Annotated in this window: 14 protein-coding genes; 10 read left to right on the top strand and 4 right to left on the bottom strand. The window is 74.8% G+C overall.

Annotated features, from left to right (window positions below; all coding sequences use genetic code 11):
* The first annotated feature begins 190 nt into the window (after positions 1-190).
* Positions 191-2,323, top strand: coding sequence for a primosomal protein N' (locus ACIQKA_RS33780; protein ID WP_402543257.1), 2,133 nt, complete (start codon positions 191-193; stop codon positions 2,321-2,323).
* Between the two features lie 270 nt (positions 2,324-2,593).
* Here ACIQKA_RS33780 and ACIQKA_RS33775 read toward each other — a convergent pair whose 3' ends face one another.
* A complete protein-coding gene (locus ACIQKA_RS33775) occupies positions 2,594-3,112 on the bottom strand; it encodes a hypothetical protein (protein ID WP_383446102.1) in 519 nt (172 codons plus the stop codon).
* A 258-nt stretch (positions 3,113-3,370) separates the two neighbouring features.
* On the opposite strand from ACIQKA_RS33775, the gene fmt reads away from it, so the two are divergent.
* On the top strand, positions 3,371-4,303 hold the full coding sequence (gene fmt, locus ACIQKA_RS33770) for a methionyl-tRNA formyltransferase (protein WP_402543256.1): 933 nt from the start codon (positions 3,371-3,373) through the stop codon (positions 4,301-4,303).
* Between the two features lie 282 nt (positions 4,304-4,585).
* On the opposite strand, the gene ACIQKA_RS33765 is transcribed toward fmt, so the two are convergent.
* Positions 4,586-4,969: an amphi-Trp domain-containing protein gene (locus ACIQKA_RS33765; protein ID WP_391096967.1), complete on the bottom strand. Its 384-nt coding sequence runs from the start codon at positions 4,967-4,969 to the stop codon at positions 4,586-4,588.
* A 2-nt stretch (positions 4,970-4,971) separates the two neighbouring features.
* Positions 4,972-5,586 carry an HdeD family acid-resistance protein gene (locus ACIQKA_RS33760; RefSeq protein WP_402543255.1) on the bottom strand — a complete coding sequence of 205 codons (615 nt, stop codon included), beginning with the start codon at positions 5,584-5,586 and terminating at the stop codon, positions 4,972-4,974.
* Positions 5,587-5,923: 337 nt separating this feature from the next.
* Between ACIQKA_RS33760 and ACIQKA_RS33755 the strand changes: the two genes are divergently transcribed.
* The 6 genes from ACIQKA_RS33755 to ACIQKA_RS33730 all read left to right on the top strand — a co-directional run bounded on the left by ACIQKA_RS33755 (position 5,924) and on the right by ACIQKA_RS33730 (position 11,715).
* Positions 5,924-7,336, top strand: a complete 1,413-nt coding sequence (locus ACIQKA_RS33755; RefSeq protein ID WP_383158520.1) for an RsmB/NOP family class I SAM-dependent RNA methyltransferase — start codon at positions 5,924-5,926, stop codon at positions 7,334-7,336.
* A 150-nt stretch (positions 7,337-7,486) separates the two neighbouring features.
* A complete protein-coding gene (rpe, locus tag ACIQKA_RS33750; protein WP_383158517.1) occupies positions 7,487-8,170 on the top strand; it encodes a ribulose-phosphate 3-epimerase in 684 nt (227 codons plus the stop codon).
* Positions 8,171-8,305: 135 nt separating this feature from the next.
* A complete protein-coding gene (locus ACIQKA_RS33745; RefSeq protein WP_381736083.1) occupies positions 8,306-9,355 on the top strand; it encodes a sugar-binding transcriptional regulator in 1,050 nt (349 codons plus the stop codon).
* 52 nt (positions 9,356-9,407) lie between these two features.
* On the top strand, positions 9,408-9,845 hold the full coding sequence (locus tag ACIQKA_RS33740) for a ribonuclease domain-containing protein (RefSeq protein ID WP_402543254.1): 438 nt from the start codon (positions 9,408-9,410) through the stop codon (positions 9,843-9,845).
* Positions 9,835-10,167, top strand: coding sequence for a barstar family protein (locus ACIQKA_RS33735; RefSeq protein WP_383432816.1), 333 nt, complete (start codon positions 9,835-9,837; stop codon positions 10,165-10,167). Before ACIQKA_RS33740 ends, ACIQKA_RS33735 begins: the two co-directional genes overlap by 11 nt.
* 105 nt (positions 10,168-10,272) lie before the next feature.
* Positions 10,273-11,715 carry a GuaB1 family IMP dehydrogenase-related protein gene (locus tag ACIQKA_RS33730; protein WP_383158509.1) on the top strand — a complete coding sequence of 481 codons (1,443 nt, stop codon included), beginning with the start codon at positions 10,273-10,275 and terminating at the stop codon, positions 11,713-11,715.
* 110 nt (positions 11,716-11,825) lie between these two features.
* Here ACIQKA_RS33730 and ACIQKA_RS33725 read toward each other — a convergent pair whose 3' ends face one another.
* The gene (locus tag ACIQKA_RS33725) at positions 11,826-12,836 is read right to left on the bottom strand and encodes a GDSL-type esterase/lipase family protein (protein WP_383432818.1); all 1,011 of its coding nucleotides are present in this window, start codon (positions 12,834-12,836) and stop codon (positions 11,826-11,828) included.
* Between the two features lie 341 nt (positions 12,837-13,177).
* On the opposite strand from ACIQKA_RS33725, the gene ACIQKA_RS33720 reads away from it, so the two are divergent.
* Together ACIQKA_RS33720 and ACIQKA_RS33715 are read left to right on the top strand one after the other, a co-directional pair.
* Positions 13,178-14,653, top strand: a complete 1,476-nt coding sequence (locus ACIQKA_RS33720) for an amino acid permease (RefSeq protein ID WP_383446112.1) — start codon at positions 13,178-13,180, stop codon at positions 14,651-14,653.
* 10 nt (positions 14,654-14,663) lie between these two features.
* Entirely contained in the window at positions 14,664-15,119 is a 456-nt protein-coding gene (locus tag ACIQKA_RS33715; RefSeq protein ID WP_015032260.1) for an Lrp/AsnC family transcriptional regulator, read from the top strand.
* Positions 15,120-15,554: the final 435 nt, after the last annotated feature.

The following is a 15,554-nucleotide window of genomic DNA, read 5'->3' as shown; positions in this document are numbered from 1 at the left end:
CCGCCGCCTACGGCCACTTCGGCCGCGAGCTGCCCGACTTCACCTGGGAGCGCACCGACCGCGTCGACGCCCTCAAGAAGGCCGCCGGAGTCTGATCCCCGGACGCACGCGACGAAGCCCGGCACCCCTCGCGGGGGCGCCGGGCTTCGCCGTGTCCGGGCTGTCGGTGGCATCTGGTAGGTATGGGGCCGTGAGCAGCGAGAACGAGAAGCCCTCCGAGGAGCCCGAGCAGCTCGCGCTCATTCGGGAGACCGTGCGGAAGGCGAAGGTGCCGCGGGCCAAGCCGCGGACGTGGCGGGGGGCCGCCCTCGCCAAGGAACTGCCCGTCGCCCGGGTCGTCGTCAACAAGGGCGCGCTCCACCTCGACCAGTTCTTCGACTACGCGGTCCCCGAGGAGCTGGACGAGGCGGCCCGGCCCGGAGTGCGGGTGCGGGTGCGGTTCGGGGCCGGGGCGCACCAGGTCAAGAACGGACGCCGGGAGGGCGGACGGCTCATCGACGGCTTCCTCGTCGAGCGCCGGGCCGAGTCCGACTACTCCGGACCGCTCGCCGCCCTCGCCGATGTCGTCTCCCCGGAACCGGTCCTCGGACCCGAGCTGCTCGGCCTCGCCCGGGCCGTCGCCGACCGGTACGCCGGCAGCCTCGCCGACGTGCTCCAGCTCGCCGTGCCGCCGCGCAGCGCCGCCGCCGAGCGCCGCCCCTCCCCGGAGCCGCTGCCGCCGCCGGGCGCCCCGGAACCGGGGAGCTGGACGCGGTACGAGCAGGGGCCCGCGTTCCTGGACTCCCTCGCGCACGGCGGGGCGCCCCGGGCCGTGTGGAACGCGCTGCCGGGGCCGCACTGGGCCGAGGAGATCGCCCGGGCCGTCGCCGCGACCCTCGCCTCCGGGCGCGGCGCCCTCGTCGTCGTCCCCGACGGACGGGCCGCCGACCGGGTCGACGCGGCGCTGACCGGCGTCCTGGGAGAGGGGCGGCACGCGCTGCTCACCGCCGAGGCGGGCCCCGAGAAGCGGTACGCGCGCTGGCTCGCCGTGCGGCGCGGGTCCGTACGGGCCGTCGTCGGTACCAGGGCGGCGATGTTCGCCCCCGTACGGGACCTCGGGCTCGTCGTCGTCTGGGACGACGGCGACGGCAGCCACAGCGAACCGCACGCCCCCCAGCCCCACGCGCGCGAGGTGCTGCTGCTGCGCGCCGCCCACGACCGGTGCGCCTTCCTCCTGGGCAGCACCAGCTGCACCGTCGAGGCCGCCCAGCTCGTCGAGACCGGCTGGGCCCGCGCGCTGACCGCGGGCCGCGACCGGGTCCGCGCGGCCGCGCCCCTGATCCGCACCGTCGGCGACGGCGAACTCGCCCGGGACGGGGCCGCGCGCGCCGCCCGGCTCCCCTCGCTCGCCTGGCAGACCGTGCGGGAGGGCCTGAAGACCGGCCCGGTGCTCGTCCAGGTGCCCCGCCGGGGGTACGTGCCGAGGCTGGCCTGCGAGCGGTGCCGGACGCCCGCCCGCTGCCGGCACTGCGCCGGACCCCTGGAGGCCCCCGAGCAGCGGGAGCTGTGCTGCGGCTGGTGCGGGCGCGGCGCCCCCGACTGGCACTGCGCCGAGTGCGGCGCGACCCGGCTGCGCGCCCAGGTGGTCGGCGCGCGGCGGACCGCCGAGGAGCTCGGCCGGGCCTTCCCGGCGGTGCCGGTCCGCACCTCGGGCCGGGACCACGTCCTGGACAGCGTGCCCGGGCGGCCCGCGCTCGTCGTCTCCACCCCGGGCGCCGAGCCCGTCGCCGAGGGCGGCTACGCGGCCGCGCTGCTCCTCGACGGCTGGGCCATGCTCGGCCGCCCCGACCTGCGCGCGGGCGAGGAGGCGCTGCGCCGCTGGATCGACGCGGCCTCCCTGGTGCGGGGGCAGGCCGAGGGCGGCACGGTCGTGGTGGTGGCCGAGCCGACGCTGCGGCCGGTGCAGGCCCTCGTCCGCTGGGACCCGGTCGGGCACGCCCGGCGCGAGCTGGCCGAGCGCGCCGAGCTGGGCTTCCCGCCGGTCTCCCGGATGGCCGCGGTGACCGGTCCGCCGGAGGCCGTCGAAGGCTTCCTGGCGGCGGCCGGGCTGCCTCCCGACGCCGAGGTGCTCGGGCCGGTGCCGCTGCCCGTGGTGCGCCCCGGCGGCACCCGCAGGCCCGGCGACCCGCCGCCGGGCGAGCAGTGGGAGCGGGCCCTGGTCCGGGTCCCGCCGGGCAGCGGCGCGGCCCTGGCGGCCGCCCTCAAGCAGGCCAGGGCGGCCCGCCTCGCACGCGGCGGCGGCGACCCGGTACGCGTCCGCGTGGACCCGCCGGACATCGGCTGACACGGGGGCTCCCGTACGGACGGAGGAAGGGCGTCCGGCGCCCGGACGTGGGACGACGCCCGTCCGGGCGCCGGACTCGAAGGGGGTTCCCGATCCCGGACCCGGGACGGCCTCCGTCACCCGGAGGCGGGCGACCCTCGTGCGCCCCGGACCCGAAGGGGCCCCGTCCCCGGGCCCGGGACGGTCTCCGTCACCCCGGAGGGCCTCCGTCCCCGGGGCACGAGACGGCCGCCCGTCCCCCGGGGGCGGGCGGCCGTGGCGTCTCGGGCGTCAGACGTTGCGGGGCGCGGGGAAGGCCGACGGGCGGGCGTCCTCGCGGAGGGCGGGGCCGCCGGCGGAGGGCTGCGGCGGCATCGAACGGGCGGCGGGGACCGACGGGACGGGGCGGATCGAGCCCGGCTCCATGCCGTGCTCCTGCTCCGGGGCGGCGCTCTGCTGGGACGCCCGGCGGGCGCCGTAGCGGCGGTGGACGGCCTGCTTGGTGACCCCGAGCGCGGAACCCACCGCGTCCCACGAGAAACCGAGCGAGCGGTCGAAGTCGACCGCCGCGGTCACCAGGGTCTCGACGCTGTCCCGCAGCTCCTGGGCCAGGCGTACGGTCGGGGCGGGCGCGCGCCCGTAGACGACGAAGCCCGTCGACGGGCCGGAGCGGCGAGGGCGGTAGACATTGCCCAACTGGGCCGTGAGCGTGCGCAGCGCGTCCACCTGCCGCCGGACCCGCTCGATGTCCCGCACGAGCAGGTGCAGACTCGCCCGGGCTTGGGCGTCGTGGGTTGCGTGGTCGGCCATGTGAAAGCCTCTCGAACCGGCGATGAAGGGGCGGGTCGCGAGGGGAGCGGCGCGACCCGATTCGGTCAATCTCTCTTGACCAACGCGCCACCGGGAGTTGGGTCACGCTGCGGGGGCGTACAAGCACGTGCGCGGGGCGCCCGCCCCCGCGTACGCCCCCTCCGTCCCCGGCGCCGCGCGCCGGGCGGGGCCTCCCGGGTACGCCCTAGACTGGTGCGCTGCCCACAACGCCCCCGGAGAGACAGGCAGTCGCCATCCATGAAGCTCGTCTTCGCAGGCACCCCCGAGGTCGCCGTTCCCGCCCTGGACGCCCTGATCGCCTCCGGGCGGCACGAGGTGGCCGCCGTGGTCACCCGGCCCGACGCCCCGGCGGGACGCGGCCGGCGGCTCGTCGCCAGCCCGGTGGCCCAGCGCGCGGAGGAGGCGGGCATCGAGGTCCTCAAGCCGGCCAGGCCCCGTGACGAGGACTTCCTCGCCCGGCTGCGGGAGATCGCGCCGGACTGCTGCCCGGTCGTCGCGTACGGCGCCCTGCTGCCCAAGGTCGCCCTCGACGTCCCGGCCCGCGGCTGGGTCAACCTGCACTTCTCGCTGCTGCCCGCGTGGCGCGGCGCGGCGCCCGTGCAGCACGCGCTGATGGCCGGCGACCAGGTGACCGGCGCCTCCACCTTCCTGATCGAGGAGGGCCTCGACTCGGGGCCGGTCTACGGCGTCGTCACCGAGGACGTGCGCCCGACCGACACCAGCGGCGACCTGCTCACCCGGCTCGCCTTCGCCGGTGCCGGGCTGCTCGCCGCGACCATGGACGGCATCGAGGACGGCACGCTCCGGGCCGTCCCGCAGCCCGCCGAGGGCGTCACCCTCGCCCCGAAGATCCAGGTCGAGGACGCCCACGTCGACTTCGCGGCCCCCGCGCTGCGGGTGGACCGCGTGGTGCGCGGCTGCACCCCGGCCCCGGGCGCCTGGACCGTCTTCCGCGGCGAGCGCCTCAAGCTGATCCAGGCCGTTCCCGTTCCGGACCGCACGGACCTGGCCCCGGGCGAGCTCTCGGTCGGCAAGAACAACGTGTACGCGGGCACCGGCTCGTACGCCGTCGAACTCCTCTGGGTCCAGCCCCAGGGCAAGAAGCCGATGAAGGCCGCCGACTGGGCGCGCGGGGTGCGGATCGCTCCGGAGGAGCGCCTGGGCGCCTAGGGCGTGTGGCGAAAGCGGCGCCGTCTGCCCGGAGGGCAGGCCCGGCGGTGTCCGGTGCGTGCGATCGCAAGGCGGAGGGCCGCCCCGACACTGGTGGTACCGGGGCGATCCCGACGACGCGGCCGGGGGTGCCCCCGTGCCCGCAGGGCTACGGGGGAGTGCGTGCCGGGCGCCGCCGGGCAGGCGGGACCTTCGACACACGCCCTGGCGGGCGTCCGGCGAATCGGGGCCGGACAGGCCGGACCGGCCGAACAGGAGGGGAGCGGGGTGTGCGTCCCGGGATCAGGACGGTCCGGCGGAACGTTTCGCGGGTGCGCTCCTGCGGGCGGCGGTCCCGGAGCGCCTGGGCTTGGGCTCGGCTTCGGGCGGAGCGCTCCCGTCCTGCTCCGGCTTCTCCTTCCCGCCCGCCCGGGGCCTCGTCCGGGGCTTCGGGCGGGGGCCCGCGACCGGCCACTTCAGCTCGATCTCCAGCTCCACCTCGCCCTCTCCCGTCTCGATCTCGATCTCGGTCCTGAGCTCGTCCGGGACGTGCAGGCTCAGCCTGCCGTGGCCGATGTCCCACTCGACGTCCCCGCCGTCCTTGAGGGCGTTCGCGAGCGCCATGAGCTGCTCCGCGGCTTCGAGGCGCGAGACGGAGCGCTTCTGTTCGAACTTGATGTCCTTCATGGCTACTTCCGGTTCGAGTGCGGGGAGTGGGCGGGGCCCGCCCCGCGCAGGGCCGAGCGCCATGCCAGGGCGAGTGCGGCCTCGGCCAGGCCGAGGAGGACGAGCCAGAGGCCGAGCAGCCGGGTCAGGACCCGGGCCGACTCGGCCGGGAGGGCCAGCACGACGATGCCGGCGGCGATGCCGAGGGCGGCGACGGCGGCGACCGCGCCGCGGTACGGAAGGTCCTCGGCGGCGAGGGCGCCGTACAGCGTGACGACCCCGGAGACCAGCCAGACGGCGCCCACGACGAGGGAGAGCGCGGCGACCGTCTGGAGCGGATGGCGCAGGCACAGCACCCCGCCCAGGACGAACAGGACCGCCACGAGCAGCCCCGGGAGCCGTTCGCCGGCGTTCCGGCGGCCGAAGACCATGACGAAGCGGAAGACCCCGGTCGCGAGCAGGTAGAGGCCGATCAGCACGCCCAGGACGTGCAGGGTCGCGTCCGGCCAGACCAGGGCCGTGACCCCGGGCACCAGCGTCACGACCGCCGCGGCGAGGAACCAGGTCCAGGAGCCGCCCAGCCGCGCCAGCAGATCCGCCGGACCGGCCGCGGGGGCGGTCCCGAAGGGAGAGCTCATCCCTCCTCCTCCCGACCGGGGACACACCGGATGCCGTGTCCCTCGTGTGCTTATCGACCGTATCGCGCGGTATGTGAGGTGTCTCCCGCAGAACCGGTCACAGGGCCGGCCGAGGGGTCGGCCGCGGGGCCGATCATGGGGCCGATCATGGGGCCCGGCCACAGAACGGGCCCCCGGGACCCGGCCACGGAGCGGGCCCCGGAACCCGCCACAGGTTCGGACCCCCGGACCGGCCCCGGCACCACGCCGCCCCGGCACCACACCGCTCCGGGGCCTCCGCCGGGAAGGACTACGCTGGGGGCGTTCGACCTCGTCATTTCGTCACGCGGAGCACCTTTTGAGCGAGCAGGCACGACGCCGTCCCCCCAAGCCCTACCGGAAGCCGAAGAAGGACCCGGTCCGGATGCTCGCCTTCGAGGCGCTCAGGGCGGTCGACGAGCGGGACGCCTACGCCAACCTGGTGCTGCCGCCGCTCCTGAGGAAGGCCCGCGAGGGCGGGGACTTCGACGGCCGGGACGCGGCCCTCGCGACCGAGCTGGTCTACGGGACGCTGCGCCGCCAGGGCACGTACGACGCGATCGTCTCCGCCTGCGTCGACCGCCCGCTGCGCGAGGTCGACCCGCCCGTGCTCGACGTGCTCGCGCTCGGCGCGCACCAGCTCCTCGGGACCCGGATCCCCACCCATGCCGCCGTCTCCGCCAGCGTCGAACTGGCGCGGGTGGTGCTCGGCGACGGACGGGCCAAGTTCGTGAACGCCGTCCTGCGGAAGATCGCGCGGCAGGACCTGGACGCCTGGGTGGCGCAGGTCGCCCCGCCGTACGACGAGGACCCCGAGGACCACCTCGCCGTCGTCCACTCGCACCCCCGCTGGGTCGTCTCGGCCCTCTGGGACTCGCTCGGCGGTGGTCGCGCCGGGATCGAGGACCTCCTGGCGGCGGACAACGAGCGTCCCGAGGTCACCCTCGTCGCCCGCCCCGGCCGCTCCACCACCGAGGAGCTCGCCGCGGCCACCGAGACCCTGCCGGGCCGCTGGTCCCCGTACGCCGTGCGGATGGCGGAGGGCGGCGAGCCCGGCGCCATCGAGGCCGTGAAGGAGGGCCGGGCCGGCGTCCAGGACGAGGGCAGCCAGCTCGTCGCCCTCGCCCTCGCGAACGCCCCCCTCGACGGCCCCGACGCCCGCTGGCTCGACGGCTGCGCGGGCCCCGGCGGCAAGGCCGCGCTCCTCGCCGCCCTCGCCTCCGAGCGGGGCGCCGCGCTCCTCGCCTCCGAGAAGCAGCCGCACCGCGCCCGCCTGGTCGAGCGCGCCCTCGCCGGCAACCCCGGCCCGTACCAGGTGATCGCCGCCGACGGCACCCGCCCGCCGTGGCGCCCCGGCTCCTTCGACCGGGTCCTGGTGGACGTGCCGTGCTCGGGCCTCGGCGCCCTGCGCCGCCGCCCCGAGGCCCGCTGGCGCCGCCGCCCCGACGACCTGGACGGCTTCGCCCCGCTCCAGCGCGCGCTGCTCACCGAGGCGCTGCGCGCGGTGCGCGTCGGCGGCGTCGTCGGGTACGCGACCTGCTCGCCGCACCTGGCGGAGACCCGGGTCGTCGTCGACGACGTCCTCAAGCGGACCGGCGGCGCCGAGCTGATCGACGCCCGCCCGCTGCTGCCCGGCGTCCCCGAGCTCGGCGACGGACCGGACGTCCAGCTCTGGCCGCATCTGCACGGTACGGACGCCATGTACCTGGCGCTGCTGCGCCGGACCGCCTGACCCCGGACCGCTCCACCCTTCGATCATTCGACCGCAATATCCCGGTCTGTACGGCTCCCGGGCTCGTCGTTTCGTACCGAACCTGGTCCGGACCTGAATCGAAACCGCCCAGCGGCAAAGAAGTGCCCAAGAACGTGGGAGGCTTGGCGCATGGCGCAGATCAACCCCAGCATCCTGTCCGCGGACTTCGCCCGGCTCGCCGAGGAGGCGAAGGCGGTCGAGGGCGCCGACTGGCTGCACGTCGACGTGATGGACAACCACTTCGTCCCCAACCTGACGCTGGGCGTGCCGATCGTGGAGTCCCTCGCCCGCGCGACGGACACCCCGCTCGACTGCCACCTGATGATCGAGGACCCCGACCGCTGGGCCCCGCAGTACGTGGAGGCCGGCGCCGGTTCGGTGACCTTCCACGCCGAGGCGGCCGCCGCCCCCGTGCGGCTCGCGCGGGAGATCCGGGCCAAGGGCGCCCGCGCCTCGATGGCGCTCAAGCCGGCCACGCCCATCGAGCCCTACGAGGACCTGCTCCCCGAGCTCGACATGCTGCTGATCATGACGGTGGAGCCCGGCTTCGGCGGCCAGGCCTTCCTCGACGTCATGCTGCCCAAGATCCGCCGCACCCGCGAGCTGATCTCCAAGCACGGCCTGGAACTGTGGCTCCAGGTCGACGGCGGGGTCGCGGAGTCCACGATCGAGCGGTGCGCCGAGGCCGGCGCCGACGTCTTCGTCGCGGGCTCGGCGGTGTACGGAGCGGCCGACCCGGCCGCCGCCGTCGCCTCGCTGCGGGCCCGCGCCGAGACCGCGACGGCCGCCGCCGCGTGGGCGTGTGGCCACTGAGCCTCCGGCGGATGAACGCGGTCCGTCGGGCCGCCGACAGGACTGATCAAGGCACGTCGTTTCTGACAGGATGAACGACGAGCAGGAGTGTGAACGACCCCGCCGCGCGAACGGCCCGACGGGGGCAAGCGGTACGTGAACGGCAGTGAGGAGATCGCGGTGGCGGGTATGTCGGCGGGACGGTCAGCCCTGCGGATGGGCCCCGCGGAGCTGGTGCAGGCGGCGGCCATGGCCCGCCGCTTCTACCTGGAGGGCAAGTCCAAGATCCAGATCGCCGAGGAGTTCGGCGTGAGCCGCTTCAAGGTGGCCAGGGTCCTGGAGACCGCCCTGGAGCGCGACCTCGTACGGATCGAGATCCGCGTGCCGGCCGAGCTGGACGCCGAGCGCTCCGACGCGCTCCGCGCCCGCTACGGGCTCCGCCACGCCGTCGTCGTCGAGTCCCCGGCGGAGGGCGAGGACGAGTCGCCCGACCCGGAGAACCTCGGCGAGGTCGCCGCCGACCTGCTCGGCGAGCTGGTCGCCGAGGGCGACGTCCTCGGCCTGGCCTGGGGCCGCTCCACCATCCACATGGCGGCCGCCCTCGACCGGCTGCCGCCCTGCACGGTCGTCCAGCTCACCGGCGTGTACGACGCCGGGACCGCCGAGCGCGGCTCCGTCGAGGCCGTGCGCCGGGCCGCCCAGGTCTCCGGCGGCGAGGCCCACCCCATCTACGCCCCCATGCTGCTGCCCGACCCGGCGACGGCCGCAGCCCTGCGCAGCCAGACCGGCATCGCGCGCGCCTTCGAGTACTTCGACAAGGTGACCGTCGCCTGCGTCTCCATCGGCTCCTGGGAGCCGGGCATCTCCACCGTCCACGACATGCTCTCGGACGAGGAGCGCGCCCACTACGCCTCGCTCGGCGTCGCCGCCGAGATGTCCGCTCACCTCTTCGACACCGAGGGGCGCCGGGTCGGCCGCGACCTGGGCGAGCGCTGCATCACCGTCGAGGCGGACCGGCTGCGCCGCATCCCCGAGGTCGTCGCCATCGCCGGCGGCCAGCGCAAGGCGGCGGCGATCGGCGCGGTGCTCCGCTCCGGGCTCGTCACCAGCCTGGTGACCGACCGCGCCGCGGCGGACTACCTGCTCACCGAGTCCAGGCCGGGCACCCACCCGGCGCTCGACCGGACGGACCCCGACGGAAGCTGAACCACGGGTGTCACCCGGGGCCGGAGCCGTTCCGCGACGCTATGTTCGGGACATGCTGCTCCGGCCCCCGCGCGTGCTCCTCGCGCTCGTCCTCGCCGTCCTCCTGGGCGGCCTCCTCGCCGGCTGCTCCTCGGCGACCGGAGGCACGGGAACCGCCGCCCCGACCCGCACGGCCACGGCCGCCCCGCCCACCGGCGCCTCCGGGCTGCCCACCGTGCGGGCCGCCGACCTGCCGCCCGAGGCGCGCGGGACGCTCGACCTCATCGCGCGCGGCGGGCCCTACCCGTACGCCAAGGACGGCACCGTCTTCTCCAACTTCGAGAAGATCCTGCCCCGTCGCGAGCGCGGCTACTACCACGAGTACACCGTGAAGACCCCCGGCGAGCGCGGCCGGGGCGCGCGCCGCGTCGTCACCGGGCGGAACGGCGAGACGTACTACACCGACGACCACTACGAGACCTTCCGGGAGGTGGTCACGGATGAGGCTTGACGACCCCGTCGTCCTCGACCTGACCGGCGTCGACGACAAGGCCGCGCTCATGGACCGGTGCGCCGGGGCCCTCGCGCTGCCCGACTGGTTCGGCCGCAACTGGGACGCCCTCGCCGACTGCCTCACCGACCTGCCCCGGCCGGTCGTCCTCGTCGTCACCGGCTGGCGGGGGTACGCCGAGGCCCGGCCGCGCGAGTGGCGGACCGCCCAGGAGGTCTTCGCCACGGCGGCCGACGAGAACCCCGCCCGCCTCGCCGTCCTCCTCTCCCTGGGGGAGTCCTTCGGAGGATCCTCCGAACCATCTGCCGCGAGACTCGGATGATCGGCCCGGGACTGGTATGCGTACACCCGTGGGACAATGAACTACGTGCTTTTTCCCCTGGCTGAAATGCCTAGGGGCCGATCCGAACGACTGGGATGTCAGCACGTGCGTTTCCTCAATGACGTCAAGCCGCCCTACGACCTGACGTACGACGATGTGTTCATGGTGCCGAGCCGCTCGGCCGTCGGTTCCCGCCAGGCCGTGGACCTCTCCTCGCCCGACGGCACCGGGACGACGATCCCGCTCGTCGTGGCCAACATGACCGCCATCGCCGGCCGCCGGATGGCCGAGACCGTCGCCCGCCGCGGCGGCCTGGTCGTCATCCCGCAGGACATCCCGATCGAGGTCGTCACCGACGTGGTCTCGTGGGTGAAGAGCCGCCACCACGTCCTCGACACCCCGATCGTCCTGGAGCCGCACCAGACCGTCGCCGACGCGCTCGCCCTGCTGCCCAAGCGCGCCCACGACGCCGGCGTCGTCGTCGACGGGGACCGGCGCCCGGTGGGCGTCGTCACCGACGCCGACCTCTCCGGCGTGGACCGCTTCACGCAGCTCTCCGAGGTCATGTCCAAGGACCTGCTCCTCCTGGACGCGGACATCGACCCGCGCGAGGCCTTCAACACCCTCGACGCGGCCAACCGGCGCTACGCCCCCGCCGTCGACGCGGACGGCCGGCTGGCCGGCATCCTGACCCGCAAGGGCGCCCTGCGCGCCACCCTCTACACCCCGGCCGTCGACGAGAACGGCGGACTGCGCATCGCCGCCGCCGTCGGCATCAACGGCGACGTGGCGGGCAAGGCCAAGCTGCTCCTCGACGCGGGCGTCGACACGCTCGTCATCGACACCGCGCACGGCCACCAGGAGTCGATGATCTCCGCCGTCCGGACCGTCCGGGCGCTCGACCCGCAGGTCCCGATCGTCGCGGGCAACATCGTCGCCGCCGAGGGCGTCAAGGACCTGATCGAGGCGGGCGCCGACATCATCAAGGTCGGCGTCGGCCCCGGCGCCATGTGCACCACCCGCATGATGACCGGCGTCGGCCGCCCGCAGTTCTCGGCCGTCCTGGAGTGCGCCGCCGAGGCGAGGAAGTACGGCAAGCACGTCTGGGCCGACGGTGGCGTCCGGCATCCGCGCGACGTCGCCATGGCGCTCGCCGCCGGCGCCTCCAACGTGATGGTCGGCTCCTGGTTCGCCGGCACGTACGAGTCGCCGGGCGACCTCCAGCAGGACGCCAAGGGCCGCTTCTACAAGGAGTCCTTCGGCATGGCCTCGGCCCGCGCCGTCAAGAACCGCACCTCCGACGAGTCCGCCTACGACCGCGCCCGCAAGGCGCTGTTCGAGGAGGGCATCTCCACCTCCCGCATGTTCCTCGACCCGCAGCGTCCGGGCGTCGAGGACCTGATCGACTCGATCGTCGCGGGCGTCCGCTCCTCCTGCACCTACGCCGGTGCCGGCTCGCTCGCCGAGTTCGAGGAGAAGGCCGTGGTCGGCATCCAGTCCGCCGCCGGCTACGCCGAGGGCAAGCCGCTGCACGCCAGCTGGAGCTAGCGCCCGTCAGGGGACCGGGGTCGGAGGGACCCCGGTCCCCGCACGCGCGAAGGCCGTGGGCCCCGGGACGCCGTTCCCGGGGCCCACGGCCGTCTCGTACGCACGCGCGCTCACGCCGGGGAAGGGGCGACCGGGACGCCCGGGACCCCACTCAGGGCCTCCGCCACCGCCGCCGCGATCCGGGCGTGCCCCCGGTCGTTCGGGTGCAGCCCGTCCGCCAGGTGCTCCGGGCCGAGCAGCGGGCCGCCGGGCAGGACGAGGAGGTGCCCGTCGCCGTCGGCCGCCAGGTCCCGGCCCGCCCGCTCCATGGCCCGGCGCAGCTCCGTGAGGGTCGCGCCGAGGGCGTTGCGGGTGTGCTCGGCCTCCGGGCGCAGGACGGGCGAGACGATCAGCAGCGGGGTCTCGGGATGGCCCTTGCGGACGAGCCCGACGAAGGCCCGGACCGTCTCGTACAGCCAGTCGGCCGTCGCGGGCGCCTTGGACCAGCAGTTGGTGCCGAAGGCGAGGGTGATCAGCTCGCCCGGGAGCCGCGCCAGGTGCTCGGCCAGGGGCAGTTCGCCGCGCGCCGCGCCCGCGTACCCCAGGTTGACCGGGTCGAGGCCCAGGAGGCGGCCCGCCGTGGCGGGCCAGGAGCGGGCCGGACGGGTCGACCACCAGCCCTCGGTGATCGAGTCGCCGTGGACGAGCCAGCGGGGCCGTGCGGGAGCGGGGGAGAGGGCGCCGCCGACGGCCCGCAGGGCGAGCGGCACGGGCGCCTGGCCCTCCGGCAGGTACACGCTGAAGACGCCGCCGCCCGGGGGCAGCGGAAGCTTCACGACGGCCTCGGCCGCCGGGGCGACGCAGGTCTCCCCGACGAACCGCGCCCCGCTCCACAGCGCGAAGCAGTGGCGCAGGTCCCGCAGCGGGTCGTCCGGATCCGGCACGGCCGCCCGGTAGCGCAGCTCCACCGCGCGCGTGCCGGGCGCCGCCGTGAACTCGATCCGCACCCCGATGGGCAGCTCGGCCCGCGCCGCCACGTCCCAGGGCAGCCGCGCCAGGTCCTCCGGGTCGGCCCGCACGGGCCGCTTCCCGTCCAGCCAGGCCGTGCCGCGCAGAAACGCTTCCGGGTCGAGCCAGTCCACCGGGCCTCCGATCGTCGGGCCGCCGGGCCTCGCGGAGCGGGTCGTCCGGCACGTAGAGCCCATGTGTGCGTGGATCGCTGCATGCCCCCGATGTACTGATTCATGCGGGGGAGCGCAATGTTTCCCCCGTCCGTGCCGTAAGTGCGCAATGATCATCCGTCATTGCGCAACAACCCTGCATTACGAGTGCGAACCCTCGCCCCTTAGGCTCATGCCTCGTACCAGGAGTGGCGGCGACCGCCTGCTCGGCGGTTCCGTCCCCCGTGGGCCTGCTCCGGCATGCCCGCACACCGCCGCGGTCCCCGCTCCGCCCCCACAGGCAGCGATAAGGAGCCTCCGCAGTGCTGGACCACGGCGCAGCCCCACCGGTCGACGAAACGGCCGCCCCCAAGCCCTCCGCTCTTCGTTCCCTCACCCGGCGCAAGCCGGTGGAAACCCTGGTCGCGGAGGGTGGGCAGGGTGAAGGCGGCAGCCTCCGCCGGTCCCTCTCGATGTGGCAGCTGACCATGATCAGCATCGGTGCCACGCTCGGCACGGGCATCTTCGTCGTCCTCGGCGACGCCGTCCCCAAGGCCGGCCCCGCCGTCACCGTCGCCTTCGTCATCGCCGGCCTCACGGCGCTCTTCTCGGCCCTCTCGTACGCCGAGCTGGCCGGCTCCATACCGGTGGCCGGCTCCTCCTACTCGTACGCGTACGCAACGATGGGCGAACTCGTCGCCTGGGTCTGCGGCTGGTGCCTGGTCCTGGAGTACGGCGTCTCGGTCGCCGCCGTGGCCGTCGGCTGGGGCGAGTACCTCAACGAACTGCTCGACGGGACCATCGGGGTCACCCTCCCCGCCGCGGTCTCCTCCGCGCCCGGCGAGGGCGGCTTCGTCAACCTGCCGGGTCTGATCGTCGTCCTGCTCGCGATGGTCTTCCTGCTCGGCGGCGCCCGCGAGTCCGCCGTCGTCAACACGGTCATGGTGTTCGTGAAGATCGCCGCGCTCGTGCTCTTCTGCGCCATCGGCTTCATGGGCTTCAAGTCCGGCAACTACGCCGACTTCATGCCCCTCGGCATGGCCGGGGTCAGCGCCGCCGGAGCCAGCCTCTTCTTCTCGTACATCGGCTTCGACGCCGCCTCCACCGCCGGTGAGGAGGCGAAGGACCCCAAGCGCGACCTGCCGCGCGCGATCATGCTGTCGCTGCTCATCGTCACCGTGCTCTACGTCCTGGTCGCCGCCGTCGCCGTCGGCGCGTGGAACTGGAAGGACTTCGAGGGCTCCGAGGCCTCGCTCGCCGCGATCATGAACGACGTCAGCGGCCAGAAGTTCTGGGGCACCCTGCTCGCCGCCGGCGCCGTCATCTCGATCGCCAGCGTCGTGCTCACCGTCCTCTACGGCCAGACCCGGGTGCTCTTCGCGATGTCCCGCGACGGCCTCGTGCCCAAGGTCTTCGGCAGGGTCAGCGGCAAGACCGGCACCCCGCGCGTGAACACGGTCATCGTGTCCCTGTTCTGCGGCGCCCTCGCCTCCGTCATCCCGCTCGGCAAGCTCGTCGACGCCACCAGCATCGGCACCCTCTTCGCCTTCGCCCTGGTCAACGTCGCGGTGATCGTGCTGCGGAAGAGCCGCCCGACCATGGACCGCACCTTCCGCGTCCCGCTCGGCTGGACCTTCCCGATCCTCGGCTTCCTGTTCTGCGTCTACAACATGTTCAGCCTGGACGCGATCACCTGGGCCGTCTTCGGTTGCTGGATGGCCGCCGGGCTCGTGTTCTACTTCCTGTACGGCATGCGCCGCTCCCGCCTGGCCACCGCAGCGCCCTCAGCAGAGAAGTGATCCACCCGTAGTGCGACTCAACGACCTCGACGAACGCATCGTCCACGCCCTCGCGGAGGACGCCCGCCGCTCGTACGCCGACATCGGCTCGCTCGTCGGACTCTCCGCGCCCGCCGTGAAGCGGCGCGTGGACCGGCTCCGGGCCGAGGGCGCCATCACCGGCTTCACCGTACGGGTGGACCCGGCGGCGCTCGGCTGGGAGACCGAGGGGTTCGTCGAGATCTACTGTCGCCACAACACCTCGCCGGACGACATCCGGCGAGGTCTGGAGCGCTACCCCGAGGTGGTGTCGGCGTCGACCGTCACCGGTGACGCGGACGCCGTCGTCCAGGTCTTCGCCTCGGACATGCGCCACTTCGAGCGGGTCCTGGAGCGGATCGCGGGCGAGCCCTTCGTGGAGCGCACCAAGTCCGTCCTGGTGCTCTCGCCGCTGCTGCGCCGCTTCTCCTCCGGCTCGCCCGCGTAGCCGGGGCCACTCCGCCGGGTGCGCGGGCTCTGCCGGGGCGCCACCGCGCAGCCCCCTCGCCGTCCTCGTGGTGGCTGAACCGGAAGGTGCCGGTCGCGGCCCGCGGGTCCGTGCTGTCCTTCGCCGCCAGGTGCGCGTCGAAGGAGAACGTGATGTCGTCCCCGGCCGGCCGGTACAGCTCGGCCGTGCCGACCGGCGCGGCCGCCTCCCGCCCGCCGTGCCGGACGGCGGAGTCCCCGCCTCCGCCGCGCGGCGGGGGAGCCGTACGACCACGGGCGGGAGCCGTACGACTCCAGTGGGAGCCGTACGCAACGAATCACCGCCCCGGGCGAGGATCGCGCAACGGTTCGACGGTCGGTCCGCAACGCTCCCGCCTTGTCCCGGCCGAGTCCGGAACCGTACCGTTTTTGACGTCTTCCCCCTGTACTCCGCACC

The organism is Streptomyces sp. NPDC092045 (assembly GCF_044756005.1).
In the GTDB taxonomy this organism is placed as follows: Bacteria; Actinomycetota; Actinomycetes; order Streptomycetales; family Streptomycetaceae; genus Streptomyces.
The sequence above is the reverse complement of the archived record's forward strand: the minus strand, read 5'-3'. Positions and strand labels throughout refer to the sequence as shown.

Coding starts and splice junctions, on each gene's coding strand:
- ACIQKA_RS33775 (WP_383446102.1), bottom strand. CDS start 3,112: ATGGCCGACCACGCAACCCACGACGCCCAAGCCCGGGCGAGTCTGCAC.
- fmt (WP_402543256.1), top strand. CDS start 3,371: ATGAAGCTCGTCTTCGCAGGCACCCCCGAGGTCGCCGTTCCCGCCCTG.
- ACIQKA_RS33765 (WP_391096967.1), bottom strand. CDS start 4,969: ATGAAGGACATCAAGTTCGAACAGAAGCGCTCCGTCTCGCGCCTCGAA.
- ACIQKA_RS33760 (WP_402543255.1), bottom strand. CDS start 5,586: ATGAGCTCTCCCTTCGGGACCGCCCCCGCGGCCGGTCCGGCGGATCTG.
- rpe (WP_383158517.1), top strand. CDS start 7,487: ATGGCGCAGATCAACCCCAGCATCCTGTCCGCGGACTTCGCCCGGCTC.
- ACIQKA_RS33740 (WP_402543254.1), top strand. CDS start 9,408: ATGCTGCTCCGGCCCCCGCGCGTGCTCCTCGCGCTCGTCCTCGCCGTC.
- ACIQKA_RS33735 (WP_383432816.1), top strand. CDS start 9,835: ATGAGGCTTGACGACCCCGTCGTCCTCGACCTGACCGGCGTCGACGAC.